Origin of the sequence: Prevotella sp. AM42-24 (genome assembly GCF_003461825.1) — a bacterium.
GTDB classification, from domain to species: Bacteria; Bacteroidota; Bacteroidia; order Bacteroidales; family Bacteroidaceae; genus Prevotella; species Prevotella hominis.
Map to the genome: position 1 here is coordinate 30,848 of NZ_QTXV01000018.1, position 14,502 is coordinate 45,349.

At 41.5% G+C, this 14,502-nt stretch carries 13 protein-coding genes; 9 read left to right on the top strand and 4 right to left on the bottom strand.

What is annotated here, in order from left to right; genetic code table 11:
• Window positions 1–166 precede the first annotated feature (166 nt).
• The 4 genes from DW917_RS07575 (at window position 167) to DW917_RS07590 (ending at window position 3,796) form a co-directional block, all read left to right on the top strand.
• On the top strand, window positions 167–730 hold the full coding sequence (locus DW917_RS07575) for a hypothetical protein (protein WP_118117446.1): 564 nt from the start codon (window positions 167–169) through the stop codon (window positions 728–730).
• A 68-nt stretch (window positions 731–798) separates the two neighbouring features.
• Window positions 799–1,713, top strand: coding sequence for a ribonuclease Z (locus DW917_RS07580; protein WP_118117449.1), 915 nt, complete (start codon window positions 799–801; stop codon window positions 1,711–1,713).
• Between the two features lie 126 nt (window positions 1,714–1,839).
• The gene (locus DW917_RS07585; RefSeq protein WP_118117451.1) at window positions 1,840–2,385 is read left to right on the top strand and encodes an RNA polymerase sigma factor; all 546 of its coding nucleotides are present in this window, start codon (window positions 1,840–1,842) and stop codon (window positions 2,383–2,385) included.
• Window positions 2,378–3,796 carry a hypothetical protein gene (locus DW917_RS07590; RefSeq protein ID WP_147344136.1) on the top strand — a complete coding sequence of 473 codons (1,419 nt, stop codon included), beginning with the start codon at window positions 2,378–2,380 and terminating at the stop codon, window positions 3,794–3,796. Before DW917_RS07585 ends, DW917_RS07590 begins: the two co-directional genes overlap by 8 nt.
• Window positions 3,797–4,246: 450 nt before the next feature.
• Here DW917_RS07590 and DW917_RS07595 read toward each other — a convergent pair whose 3' ends face one another.
• From DW917_RS07595 to uvrB, 4 genes are all read right to left on the bottom strand, one after another.
• Window positions 4,247–5,611: a PFL family protein gene (locus DW917_RS07595; RefSeq protein WP_118117456.1), complete on the bottom strand. Its 1,365-nt coding sequence runs from the start codon at window positions 5,609–5,611 to the stop codon at window positions 4,247–4,249.
• Window positions 5,612–5,679: 68 nt separating this feature from the next.
• Window positions 5,680–5,952, bottom strand: a complete 273-nt coding sequence (locus DW917_RS07600) for an ACT domain-containing protein (RefSeq protein ID WP_022109789.1) — start codon at window positions 5,950–5,952, stop codon at window positions 5,680–5,682.
• Window positions 5,953–6,087: 135 nt separating this feature from the next.
• A complete protein-coding gene (locus tag DW917_RS07605; RefSeq protein WP_022109790.1) occupies window positions 6,088–7,005 on the bottom strand; it encodes a DMT family transporter in 918 nt (305 codons plus the stop codon).
• Between the two features lie 217 nt (window positions 7,006–7,222).
• On the bottom strand, window positions 7,223–9,265 hold the full coding sequence (uvrB, locus tag DW917_RS07610) for an excinuclease ABC subunit UvrB (RefSeq protein ID WP_118117458.1): 2,043 nt from the start codon (window positions 9,263–9,265) through the stop codon (window positions 7,223–7,225).
• Window positions 9,266–9,460: 195 nt separating this feature from the next.
• Between uvrB and DW917_RS07615 the strand changes: the two genes are divergently transcribed.
• The 5 genes from DW917_RS07615 (at window position 9,461) to abc-f (ending at window position 14,500) form a co-directional block, all read left to right on the top strand.
• Complete coding sequence (locus DW917_RS07615; protein ID WP_022109792.1) at window positions 9,461–10,333, top strand: outer membrane protein assembly factor BamD; 873 nt, start codon at window positions 9,461–9,463, stop codon at window positions 10,331–10,333.
• Between the two features lie 228 nt (window positions 10,334–10,561).
• Window positions 10,562–10,903, top strand: coding sequence for a DNA-directed RNA polymerase subunit omega (locus DW917_RS07620; protein WP_022109793.1), 342 nt, complete (start codon window positions 10,562–10,564; stop codon window positions 10,901–10,903).
• 261 nt (window positions 10,904–11,164) lie between these two features.
• Window positions 11,165–11,632 (top strand): DUF4293 domain-containing protein, encoded by a 468-nt coding sequence (locus DW917_RS07625; protein WP_118117460.1) that lies wholly within the window; start codon window positions 11,165–11,167, stop codon window positions 11,630–11,632.
• Between the two features lie 142 nt (window positions 11,633–11,774).
• Entirely contained in the window at window positions 11,775–12,314 is a 540-nt protein-coding gene (locus DW917_RS07630; RefSeq protein WP_022109795.1) for a 30S ribosomal protein S16, read from the top strand.
• Between the two features lie 248 nt (window positions 12,315–12,562).
• Entirely contained in the window at window positions 12,563–14,500 is a 1,938-nt protein-coding gene (abc-f, locus tag DW917_RS07635; RefSeq protein WP_118117462.1) for a ribosomal protection-like ABC-F family protein, read from the top strand.
• The last annotated feature ends 2 nt before the right edge of the window (window positions 14,501–14,502 follow it).

Here is a 14,502-nt window from a genome sequence, read left to right on the forward strand (position 1 = left end):
AATCTATAGATAGATATAAATAAGAGTAATGGTAAATCTATAGAAACGAATGGTTTTGATTTTTGATAACATTCGGAATATAGATAATCCTGCGATTATTGGTTATTCTGCGATTATAGACAATATCGCGAATATTGATAAAAATAAATAATAAGGAGATTTAAATATGAAGAAATTATTTTTTATGACAATAGCTGTGGTAAGCCTGTTTATTGTTAACAGTTGTAAGGAACGTAAAACGTCCAATGTCATTTCTGTTGTTGATTCAGCAGATGTTGATGTTCCGGACTCGACAATATATGGTATTTGCGGTGATGGCACCACAATGCATAATCTTCAATTGATAACAGATGCTGGAGATACCATGAACGTCTTTATCGATGATGAAGAACCTAACATCGTGAAAGGTGGCTTGTTGGCAGGTGACAGAATCGCTTTGATATTGAATGGTCAAAAAAATGAAGAACTGGGCGATGTGGATGCTCAGCAGGTGATTAATCTGACTTCACTTCTCGGAAAGTGGACGAGTCTGGATAAGAATTTTGAGATTATTGAAGGCGGTGAGGTCAAGAATCATGTGAAGGCAGAACAGAATCCTTGGACATCCTGGAAGATTCTCAATGGTAAGTTGTTGCTCAACAAGGATACTTTCATGATTGATGAATTAGGCCCTGACAGTATGTATTTGGAAAATAATGCTGGAATCTTTACTTTCAAGCGTCAAGTATAATATATTTCCATGCGTTGGATATAAGTTTCTTGCAAGAGGAAAATAATTAACGTTATAGATAACTTTTAATGGAACCTTTTAGAATTCATATATTAGGGTGTGGCAGTGCATTGCCCACCCTTAAACATTATCCTACTTCGCAAATTATTGAATTGCGAGGAAAGGCTTTTATGATAGATTGTGGTGAGGGCGCACAGATACAATTCAGGCGCTCCCGCATTCATTTTGGGAAGATTAATGCCATCTTCATTTCTCATCTCCATGGTGACCATTGCTTTGGCTTGCTCGGATTACTTTCTACCTTTGGAATGTTAGGTCGAACCTCTTCTTTAAAAGTCTATGCGCCAAAAGAATATGAGAGTTTGTTTAAACAACAGTTAGATTTCTTTATGACGGGTATGGAATATAAAATCGAGTTTGTTCCCGTTGATACCAAGGTGTCTGAAATTATCTATGAAGACAAGTCTCTTACGGTAGAAACAATTCCACTTCAGCATCGCGTTCCTTGCTGTGGATTTCTGTTCCGCGAGAAGGCTACATTGCCCCATATCCGACGTGACATGATTGACTATTATGAGATACCGGTTAGTCAGATTAATAATATCAAGTTAGGAAAAGATTGGATTACATCGGATGGAAAGGTTATTGACAATAGCCAATTGGTTACTCCAGCAGAAACGCCAAGAAGTTATGCCTATTGTAGCGATACAAAGTATATGCCTGAGCTTTATAAAAAAATACAGGATGTAACGGTACTTTATCATGAGAGTACTTATGCTTCGGAGAATGAGGATAGAGCCAAACTTTATTATCATTCCACAGCGAAGCAGGCTGCTCTTGTAGCTAAAGCAGCCAATGTTGGTAAACTTCTTTTAGGCCATTATAGTGCAAGATATAATTGTGAAGCCGTTTTGCTCAATGAGGCAAAAGCCGTTTTCCCTCATAGTTTTTTAACTCAGGAGGGGGATGTTGTAGAAATTTAAATGGCCTACAAAAAAGAAATTTGCAAAAAAAATATAAATCTGATGCAAGATTTTCATATTTTTCAGTTTTTAGATAAAAGGCTATGAGTTTAAGACCACCCGGTTGTGGTAACTTGTTGTTAAAGAATGAAATCAGAAAAGGAATTATTGGATGACATCAAAAAAGGCGACAGGAGTGCGTTGCATCAACTGTATAGCCGATATGTGGGATATGCCATGGCTGTAGGGCTGAGGTATGTCCCTGATCGTGATGATCTCAATGATGTCATTCAGGATAGTTTCGTGAAGATTCTTTCTTCTGTCAACAGGTTTGAATACAGGGGTGAGGGATCGTTGAAGGGATGGATTCTTAGGATTGTTTCTAACGAGGCAATCAATTTCATCAAACAGAAAACGAAATTTTCTTTTGTTGATGAGTTCCCAGATGAGATAGAAGAACAAGATCCAGACGTCGATAAAGTGCCACCGCAAGTTCTGAATCAGATGATCAGTGAGTTGCCTGATGGTTATAGAATGGTTTTGAATCTCTATGTCTTTGAACAAAAGAGTCACAAGGAGATTGCAGAGATGCTTGATATCAAGGAATCTACTTCAGCTTCTCAGTATTTGAGAGCCAAGAAACTTTTAGCGAGCAAAATTAATAATTATCTAAAGAATAAGGAATATGAATAACGATTGGACAGATAGACTACGCGACCGGATGGCAGACTATGAAATGCCAGTCGGAGATGAGTTGTGGGCTAACATAGAACAATCGTTAGCTCAAGATGAGGTATTTGCGAATAAAAACGACCATAGCAATCATGGTGTCGCTCGCTCTGTTGTGATGCGTCGTTTCTCTATAGCCGCATCAATAGCTGCCCTTCTTGCTGGTGGTGCCTATGTGTATTTCCATCCGTGGAATGAAGTTGCAGAAAATGAAGTTGCAGCTATATTTGACAAAGGTCCCAAAACTTTCATTGATAAAAGGAAGACAGCAGTCTCTAAAGATAGTCAGGCAGCAATCTCTGATAATAGTCAGAAATCAATCTCTGATAATGGTCAAAATGCAATTTATGATGATGGTCAGACTGCTGTATCTGCTAATGCTCAAAATGCGATGTCTAAAGATGGACTGCAAACTTTGTCTGGAGGCGGACAGACAAGGAACAACATTCTTGCTCAATCTAATTCTGTAGAATTAGTAAGTTCTGAATCTGCTTTGTCTTTAGATTTAGATACTCAGAGTTCTGCCCGTTCTGTAAATGAGAAATCAGAAACGGTTCCTTCATCCCGTTCTTCTCGGAAAGTAAACTCTCTAATAACTTCAGAAGGAGATGTAATGTCTTCTGCTCAGAACGGAAGAAGGACTGTTTGGGCACAAAGCAGCATGGATGAAGAACTGGGACGTAAAGATAAACATCATCGTGGTGGCTTGAAACTCCAGTTGTACGGCGAAAATGGATTTATAGGAAAGACATCGGGAGGCAATAGTCCTGTATTGATGAGCTCTATGCCTTCTTCTGATCCTGTTTATTATGATAAAAATATCAAGATTGCCAGTTTCTTTGATGAAAGATATATGGCTATGATTCCAACTTCGGATCTCTACGAAGAGACCAAGCATCATCAACCGATATCTGTAGGTATGCAGGTGGGCTTTCATCTTCTTCCCAAGTTGAAACTCTCTACGGGTCTGGTTTATACCAAAGTCAGTTCGGATTTCATCAGTGGAGTTTCTGATACCCGTACAGTATCTACCCAAGATCTTCATTATATTGGAATACCGCTCAATTTGAGTTATTCTGTATGGGAATATAAAGGCTTGCATACTTACGTGACAGCAGGTGGCGAAGGAGCTGTAAATATTAAGAATCATACCGAAACGGATGGAGAAGTAAAAGAAAGCAAACGTGATAAGATGCAATGGTCAACAAATGCATCTGTTGGTATCCAGTATGATTTTATTCCTCAATTGGGAGTTTATGTGGAGCCTGGAATGAAATATTACTTTGATAATGGAAGTCAGATTGAAAATATCTTCAAAGATAAAAAGTTGAATTTCAATATCCAGTTCGGTCTCCGATTCAATGTTGGAAAATAATAAAGTTAATTATAAAAAAAAGGAGGGTGTGTCATAAGTCTGTGACGCACCCTTTTTCTATCTGTATTTTCCTACAATAAATGTTAAAACATGCCCTTCTCGATGACACTCCCGTTTTCTACAAATACTCTTATAATTTCCCTTCTCTGCCTGGGTATATTTTTCTCCCTGCCCACGCAAGAATTTTTCCGTGGGCAGGGAAAAATAAAAGTGGGTACAGGGACGGAAATTATGAAACCTGAATCCTCGAAAATTATAGACGGATGAAGAAGCGCTTTTTTAGTCACTTAACGAAGCGCTTTATTAGCACTTAACGATGCGCTTCATTAGACCTTAACAAAGCGCTTCGTTAGAGGTTATAAATGCGTTTCTTTTGAGGAAATGCTTTATAAAAAAGGGTGCGTCACAGACTTATGACACACCCTCTCTTTTTTATATGATTTTTCTGATTTAGTTCTTGAAACTGTGGATAGGAGCAGGGATGCGTCCTACACGGTTGACAAATGCTTCACAACTGAAAGAGTTGACAGGCATGATAGGTGCATGACCCAGCAAACCGCCAAAGTCAACATTGTCGCCAACCTTCATTCCTACAACAGGAATAACGCGGACTGCAGTTGTCTTCTGATTGATCATACCGATAGCTGCCTCGTCAGCAATCACACCAGAAATGGTTGTTGCAGGAGTATCGCCAGGAATTGCAATCATATCAAGACCTACAGAGCAAACACAGGTCATAGCTTCCAATTTCTCGATAGTCAGAGCACCTGCCTCTACAGCATCAATCATACCCTGGTCTTCACTTACAGGAATGAAAGCACCACTCAGACCACCTACGTATGATGAAGCCATGATGCCACCCTTCTTTACCTGGTCATTCAACAAAGCCAAAGCTGCAGTTGTACCAGGAGCTCCAGGATGCTCCAAACCGATTTCCTTGAGAATATCAGCCACACTGTCGCCGATAGCAGGAGTAGGAGCCAGAGACAAGTCGATGATGCCGAATGGGATATTCAGACGAGCAGAAGCCTCTTTAGCCACCAACTGACCCACACGTGTAATCTTGAAAGCTGTACGTTTGATGGTCTCGCACAAAACCTCGAAACTCTCACCTCGAACACTTTCCAGTGCATATTTTACAACACCAGGACCGCTGACACCCACGCTGATGACAGCATCAGCTTCGCTAACACCATGGAAAGCACCAGCCATAAACGGATTATCGTCAGGTGCATTGCATAAAACAACCAATTTAGCACAACCTAATGAACCCTTGTCCTTGGTTGCTTCAGCAGTATCCTTGATGATTTGTCCCATCAGGCGGACAGCATCCATGTTGATACCTGTTTTTGTAGAACCTACATTGATAGAACTGCAGATAAAATCAGTCTGCGCCAGAGCCTGTGGAATAGAACGAATCAGAAGTTCATCGCTCTTGCTCATACCCTTGCTTACGATGGCAGAGTAACCACCCAGGAAGTTTACACCGAGTTCCTTGGCACATTTGTCAAGCGTCTTGGCTATCTTCACATAGTCGTCTGTAGTCTTGCATGCAGAACCGCCTACGAGTGAAATAGGAGTAATGGAGATTCTCTTGTTGACGATAGGAATACCAAATTCCTTAGAGATATCTTCGCCTGTTTTTACCAGATTTTTGGCCAGGCGAGTTATTTTATTGTATATGTTCTGACAGAGCACATCTACATCTGTTGCAGCACAATCCAACAGGTTGATACCCATTGTGATAGTACGAACGTCGAGATTTTCCTGCTCAATCATCTTGTTGGTTTCGATAACCTCAGATATGTTGATCATAATTGTATTTTTATCTATATATATAATTAATGTGTCAAACTGATACCCTGAATGAATATCAGGATTGATTAGATACGGTGCATCATATCAAAAATTTCCTCACGCTGGGTTTTGATCTGTACACCCATGCCTTTACCAATCTCAGCAAGTTCATCAGCCACATTCTCAAAAGACTTCTTCATCTTACCCATGTCAACAATCATCATCATGTTGAAATACTCCTGAACGATGGTCTGTGAGATATCAAGAATGTTGATGTCATTCTCTGCCAAATAGGTACAAACCTTTGCAATGATACCCACAGTATCTTTGCCCACTACTGTAATAATTGTTCTGTTCATGATCAAATCTATTTGTTTTTGGTAATTATTTTGTCTGCAAAATTAACACTTTATTATCGAACTGCCAAATAAATATTCAAAAAGTTATTGTTTTTAATGGAAAGAATATTCTTTTTGCAGTAATTTCCCTGTTTCTTATTTAGTTCCGAAATAAAGGAAGAGCATACCTAAGAGCACCAGAAGCAGGTCGACAAACTTTGCTTTGAGGTTCTTTTCGTGGAAAATGGCGGCTCCAAAGAGGAAGCTGACGATGACACTTCCGCGTCTCACCATACTCACGATACTGATCATGGCTCCTGGCAAACTCAATGCATAGAAATAGACGAAGTCTGCTGCGCTCAAGAAGATACTGATGAATACGATAGACCAGTGCCAGTGGAATGGGGTGGTACTGTTTTTCTTAGGCCACCAGATCATGAGCATCATCGCTCCCATGAGGAAGAATTGATAGATATTGTACCAGCTCTGTACAATCATTCTGTCCAGTCCTACGCCACCATTCTCTGGAGGAGCCATGAGATATTTGTCATAAAGACCGCTGATAGCTCCCAATATGGCAGCCAAGACGATGAAGTAGATCCACTTGTCATGCTTGAAGTCGATTCCTTCTTTCTTTCCGCTTTTGCTGAGCATGGCGAAAGAGACGATGGCCAAGATCACACCGATCCACTGATATAGGTTCAATACCTCCCCATATACAATCAGTGCACCTACAAGTGTCATCACCGGTCTTGTAGCGTTGATAGGTCCTACAATGGTAAGAGGCAGATGCTTCATACCGAAATAGCCGAATGTCCAACTGCTCAGTACAATCATACTCTTCAGTACGATATATTTATGAACCTCCCATCCACCTTCGGCTACATGAAAAATCGTTCCGTCCAGCTGAGTTCCTGTATAGCTCATTATGATGAACGGAATGAAAATGAGCGATGAAAATAGGGTGTTCAGAAAGAGCACCGGAATCACCGCGTTACCAGAAAGAGCCTTTTTCTTGAAGGCATCATAGAATCCCAGCAGTGTGGCTGAGAGAAATGCTAATACTAACCACATAAATTTTAATCTTATTACCTTTTATTTACCTATTGTTTTTTCTAATATTTTAATTTACTTTTTCTGAAGTCCAGAATTTCTATAGTCCTGGATTTCTGAAGTACTTGGTTTCCCTGTTCCAGATTCCTCCACTTCTTGATTTCTCCAGTCCTTGAATCCTCCAGTCCTTTGATCTCTCCAGTCCTTGAATCCTCCAGTTCTGATATTCTCCAAGTGTTTATTTCTCCTCCAGTTCCTTCTGAAGTCTCAGTATCTCATCTCTGTATTGTGCAGCTTGCAAGAAGTCGAGTTCCTTGGCAGCCTGTTTCATCAGGGCAGTCGTGTTTTCAATACTCTTGACGAGTTCCTCCTTACTCATACTGCGTACGATAGGATCGGCAGCAAAAGCGCCTCCTTCCGGTTCGACATATACCCGTCTGTTTTCCTTCTTGCCGTCACCGATGCGATAGTTAGCTTCCTTGTCGGCAGATGTTGGGAGTGCAGAGGTAATTGCCTTCTCTATCTGTTTAGGTGTGATACCATGATCGGCATTGTACTGCAACTGGATACTTCTTCTGCGGGCTGTTTCATCGATGGTACGCTGCATGCTCTCTGTGATGTTGTCTGCATACATGATTACCTTTCCATTGACGTTTCTTGCCGCTCTACCGGCAGTCTGTGTGAGTGAACGGTGACTTCTCAGGAAACCTTCCTTGTCGGCATCGAGAATAGCTACCAATGAAACCTCAGGCAGGTCAAGTCCCTCACGTAAGAGATTGACGCCCACCAGTACGTCGTAAACACCAGCTCGCAGGTCGTTCATGATTTTCACACGGTCAAGCGTAGCCACATCACTGTGGATATAGGCAGCTTTCACATTATGATTCAGCAAGAACTCAGTCAATTCCTCAGCCATTCTCTTGGTCAGGGTCGTGATCAGTACTCGCTCGTTTCTTTGTGTCCTGGTCAATATCTCATCCAGCAGGTCGTCTATCTGATTTTCACTTGGTCTTACTTCTATTTCAGGATCCAACAGTCCCGTCGGTCTAATCAACTGTTCTACCACAATACCCTCAGCCTCTCTGAGTTCATAGTCGGCAGGTGTGGCACTTACGTAGATAGCCTGATGGATCATACTGTGGAATTCTTCAAAGGTCAGCGGTCTGTTGTCAAAAGCAGCAGGAAGTCTGAAACCGTATTCCACGAGATTCTTCTTTCTGGCTCTATCACCTCCGTACATCGCACCTATCTGTGGGATGCTGACATGACTCTCATCTACCACTAACAGGAAATCTTTCGGGAAGAAGTCCAGCAGACAGTATGGTCGTTCTCCAGCCTGTCGTCCGTCGAAATATCTGGAGTAGTTTTCGATACCCGAACAGTGGCCTAATTCCTTGATCATTTCCATATCGTATTCCACTCTTTCCTTGATTCGCTGTGCCTTGATTCCATCGCCGATACTCTTGAAGAACTCTTCCTGCTTCACCAGGTCGTCCTGTATCATGCGGATAGCCTGTTCTGTCTGTTCCTTGGTAGTCACAAACAGATTGGCAGGATAAATCTCATATAGGTCGAATGATTCTATGCGATGATAGGTGAGAGAATCGACTTCCTCGATACTGTCGATTTCGTCATCCCACCAGGTAACTCTCAGCACATGGTCACTATAGGCCATGAAGATATCCACCGTTTCACCCTTCACCCTGAAGTTGCCTCGCTGCAGTTCAATGTCGTTTCTTACATACAGCGCATCAACCAGTTGGCGCAGGAATACATTGCGGTCCAGTATCTGTCCTTTCTTTATCTTGATGATATTTTCCTGCATGGCAGTAGGTCCACCCATACCATAGATACAGGAAACAGAGGAAACCACGATGACATCCTTTCTACCTGATAATAGAGCAGAAACGGCTCCGAGTCGCAACTTGTCTATTTCTTCGTTGATGGCAAGGTCCTTCTCTATGTAGGTGTCCGTAGTAGGAAGATAAGCTTCTGGCTGATAATAGTCGTAGTAGGAGACATAGTATTCCACTGCGTTTTCAGGGAAGAAGCCCTTCATTTCCTGATACAACTGTGCAGCCAGAGTCTTGTTGTGACTCAGGATGAGGGTCGGCTTTCCCACGTTGGCAATGACATTGGCCACGGTGAAGGTTTTTCCCGAACCGGTGACGCCTAAGAGAACCTGTGCAGGATCTCCTTGCTCCACACCCTGAGTGAGTTGCCTGATCGCCTGTGGCTGATCGCCGGTAGGCTGGTATTTGGAAGTTATCTTGAATTCCATATCTGTTGATTTCAAAAATCAGTTTGTTGACAAGTATTGAGACACGAAGTCTTAATAAAATTAAATTATCGGTTGCAAAATTACAAAAAAAATCGCATAATTAGTTATAAAGAATGATAAAATGCGAAAAAGTGTATTTTTTTCTTTGTAGATAGCTATTTTATAGTTAACTTTGCATCACAAAACGTGATTATAATGAAAAAAACAATTCTTATATCAGCTTGTTTTGCGCTTCTGATGTCAAGTTGTGCAAATCAGTTTAACCAGGTTTATAAGTCTCAGGATTATAACTTGAAATATGAGTATGCCAAGCAGTATTTTGCTTCTGGCAAGTATTCTCGTGCAGCTACTCTTCTGAATGACTTGATTACTATCAAGAAGGGATCTACAGAGGCAGAGGAGAGTCTGTATATGCTCGCCATGTGTGAGTTTGAGATGAAAGACTATGAGACAGCAGCAGAGTATTTCCGCAAATATGTTTCCAGTTATCCTAAGGGTATCTATGCAGAGCAAGCTAAGTTCTTTGTAGGCGAAAGTCTGTATATGAATGCTCCAGAACCACGTCTTGACCAGAGTACTACGATTACAGCAATCAGTGCATTTCAGGAGTATCTTGACGTATATCCTGATGCCCGTCTGAAGAATTTGGCTACCAGTCGTCTTTTCGCTTTGCAGGATCTTCTGGTGGAGAAGGAATATAAGAATGCGAAACTTTATTATGATTTGGGCAGCTATTTTGGCAACTGTCTGGGCGAGGGTAACAACTATCAGGCATGTATCGTAACAGCTCAGAATGCGTTGAAGGATTATCCTTATAGCAATAAGCGTGAAGCATTTGCCACACTGATTATGAAAGGCAAGTATGAACTGGCCAAGATGAGTGTGGAGGAGAAGCAGCTGGAGCGTTATCAGGATGCTGAGGATGAGTGCTACGGCTTCATCAATGAGTATCCAGATTCAAAGGAACGTGCCAATGCTGAAAAGATGATTGCGAAATGCAAGGAATTCGAAAAAGAACATCCAGAGGATGCACTGGAAAAATTGAGTTCCGGTAATTCTAATCAGTAAAGTTTCTTTTGGGATTTAGCTGTTGCAAGAATCTATCTGAAGAGAATTGAATATTCTTTCTGAAGGGATTTGAATAATCTTTCTGAATGGATTTAGAGAACATTATAAAAATAGTTTGAAGAATCTGCAGATTTATAGAATCTTCCAGAATAAGAATAATTTATAGAATTTCTCAAAAATAAGAATAATAAGAATCAATCAAAATAGATATTAAATAAAGGTATTATTATGGATTACAAAAAAACAAAAGCTCCAACAAACACCGTGACTCGTAATATCATGGATCTCTGTGATGACACAAACAATATCTACGAGAGTGTAGCAATCATCGCTAAGCGTGCGAATCAGATTTCTCTTGATATTAAGCAGGAATTGAACAAGAAGCTCCAGGAGTTTGCTTCTTATAACGACTCTTTGGAAGAGGTATTCGAGAACCGTGAGCAGATTGAAATCTCTCGCTATTATGAGAAGCTCCCTAAGCCATCTCTCTTGGCAACTCAGGAGTTTGTAGATAAGAATATCTACTGGCGTGACCCAACAAGAGAGCACGCTCCTGTTGACAGATATTAATCTGATTACTGACTCTATATCATATATAATGCAGACCCTGCAAATATATAATTCAATGTTATATTGTAAGGTATTCTGCTTCTTTATGTGGTGTTTCTCCTTTTAATGAGGCGCTTCCCTTTTTATTGAGGAGTTCTGCCTTTTAATGTGGAGTTCCGTCTCTATTATGTAATTTTAGGAAAATAATTATAATTTAGGGATCTCAATTATATAGAAATGTAGGGTAGTGATTATATAATCATGTAGGAATATAACAAGATTATGATACAGCGTAAACAAACATTGTTTCTTCTGGTCGCAGTCATTGCCTGTGTGATCTGCCTGTTTGTACCTGTGGCTTCAGTGATGCCACAAGGTATGGGCAATCCAATGTCAGTACACTGTCTGGGCATTAGCGGCGAAGAGGGAATCCGTTTTGATGCAAGCTGTTTGCCACTGTTTCTTCTTTGCTCCGTTTCAGCATTGATGTCTCTGGCAACAGTATTCCTGTTCAAGAACCGTAAGTTGCAGATCAATCTCTGTTCTATCAATCTGCTTTTCAATGTACTCTGGTACGTAGATTATGCAGTGATCTTCTTCGGACTTGTAGGATTAGAAAAAGTATCCGGCAATTTGACATTCCATTGGGGTGCAGTAATGCCTCTTATATCACTTGTCTTTGTGCTTTTAGCACGCAAGGGAGTCAGTGATGATGAGAAATTGGTGCGTGCAGCCGATAGAATTCGTTAATGCAACCCGTAGAATACGTTAAAAATAATTATAAAATCAACTTTAAATTTGTGAGAATCAAATAAAAGTTGTAATTTTGCACCCGCTGTCACGAGATGGCAGCATAAAATTCAAACCTCAAATTAAAAAATTAGATTAAAAAATGGCAACAAAAATCAGATTGCAGCGCGGCGGTCGTAAGAGCTATGCTTTCTACAGCATCGTAATCGCTGACGTTAGAGCACCACGTGATGGTAAATTTACTGAGAAGATTGGTACTTACAACCCTAACACCAATCCTGCTACTGTAGATTTGAATTTCGATCGTGCCCTCTACTGGGTAGAGACAGGTGCACAGCCAACAGACACAGTACGTAACATCCTCAAGGGCGAGGGCGTTTACTTGATGAAGCACCTCCGTGGTGGCGTTAAGAAGGGCGCATTCGACGAGGCTGAGGCTCAGAAGCGTTTCGACGCTTGGAAGAACGGCGCAGACCAGAAGGTTTCTGCAGTTCGTGACGCTGAGGCAAAGGCTAAGAAGGAAGCTGCTGCTAAGGAGCTCGAGGCTGAGAAGAAGATGAATGAAGCAATCGCAAAGAAGGTAGCTGACAAGAAGGCTGCTCAGGCTGCTGCTCAGGCAGAGGCTGAGGCTGCTGCAACTGCTGAGGAAACTCCAGCAGAGGACGCTCCTGCAGAGGCTTAATCTTCTTGAAGATTTAAAGTATAAAGGTCGGTTTCTCTTTTTGAGGTCCGACCTTTTTTATTAAACTTACCCCATTGGGGATTTTTTGGAAATAATAGATTCTTGATGATAGATTCTCAAAAAGAATAATAAATTCTTCATAATAAGGATATTTATATTCTCATAATAAGGATATTTACATTTTTAAAAGAATGAATTCTTTAAAAGTAGATTCTGTAATCAAGATTCTGTAATATATAGATTCTGTAATGATATCGGTTGAAAATCTTAAAGTTGAATTTGGCGTTAAACCTCTTTTTCATGATGTCAGTTTTGTCATCAATGATAGAGATCGCATAGCGCTTGTCGGCAAAAACGGTGCTGGAAAATCTACCATGCTTAAAATCCTGTGTGGTTTGCAGAAACCTACTGACGGTGTTGTGGCGATTCCAAACGATACCACTATCGGATATCTGCCTCAGGTCATGAAACTTCAGGACGATACGACGGTCAAGGAAGAAACCCGCAAGGCCTTTGCTCATAATACGGAGATGAAGGCGCGTCTTGATAAGATGCAGCAGGAAATGGCTGACCGTACCGACTACGAGAGTGATGAATATGCGCAACTCGTGGAGAAGTTCTCTCAGGAACATGAACGCTACATGATGATGGGAGGTGAAAACTATGAGGCTGAAATCGAGCGTACCTTGACAGGTCTCGGATTTGTGCGAGAGGATTTTGAACGTCCTACCAGAGAGTTTTCCGGTGGATGGCGTATGCGTATTGAATTGGCGAAAATCCTGTTGCAGAAACCTGATGTCCTCTTGCTCGATGAGCCTACCAACCATCTTGATATCGAAAGTATCCAGTGGCTGGAACAGTTTCTTGCTCAAAGTGCCAAGGCGGTAGTACTCGTGAGCCACGACCGTGCGTTTATCAATAATGTTACCAATCGTACGTTGGAGATTACCTGCGGAAGGGTAGAGGACTACAAAGTAAAATACGATGAGTATATCGTACTTCGCCAGGAACGTCGTGAACAGCAGTTGAGGGCTTACGAGAACCAACAGAAGGAAATCGCTGATATTAAGGACTTTATAGAGCGATTCCGATATAAACCTACCAAGGCTGTACAGGTGCAGAGTCGGATCAAGCAGTTGGAGAAAATTGTGCCGATCGAGGTGGATGAGGTGGATAACAAACAGATGCATCTCAAGTTCCCTCCTTGTCTGCGAAGCGGTGATTATCCGGTTATCTGCGATGAGGTACGCAAGGATTATGGAGAGCATACGGTTTTTGATCACGTCACCCTTACTATTAAAAGAGGTGAGAAGGTTGCGTTCGTAGGAAAGAACGGTGAAGGTAAATCAACGCTTGTCAAATGTATCATGGGCGAGATTCCTTTTACGGGCAACCTCAAGATTGGACACAATGTACAGATAGGATATTTCGCACAGAACCAGGCGCAGCTCCTTGATGAGAACCTCACGATATTCGATACCATCGATCGTGTTGCTACGGGTGAGATGCGATTGAAAATCAACGATCTCCTTGGTTCATTCATGTTCGGTGGTGAGACTTCTGAAAAGTATGTGAAGGTACTCAGTGGAGGTGAAAGAAGTAGATTGGCCATGATCAAACTGCTGCTTGAACCAGTCAACCTGCTGATACTCGATGAGCCTACCAACCATCTTGATATGCAGTCAAAGGATGTGCTCAAGGAAGCTATCAAGGCTTTTGATGGTACAGCTATCATCGTGAGCCACGACCGTGAATTCCTTGATGGACTGGTAGATAAAGTCTATGAGTTCGGTGGCGGTAAGGTACGTGAGCATTTAGGTGGTATCTATGACTATCTCCGGGCGCACAATGCAGATTCCATCAATGCCGCATTGACAAGTGCTCAGTCTGCTCCTGTAGCAGCAACAGTAGAGTCAACTCCTTCTGCCGGTAAACAGAATTATGCAGAGCATAAGGAACAGCAGAAGAAAATCCGCAAGGCAGAGAAGGCTGTCAAGGAGTGTGAAGATCGCATTGCCAGACTGGAAAAGCGCAAGAAGGAAATCGATGACCTCCTGATGAAGCCGGAGAATGCGACCAACATGGAGCTTGTCACAGAATATACTTCGCTGATGCAGAAACTTGATGAGGAAAATGATAACTGGCTGCTTCTTTCTGAAAAGCTCGAAGAAGTCAGCAATTCATAAAC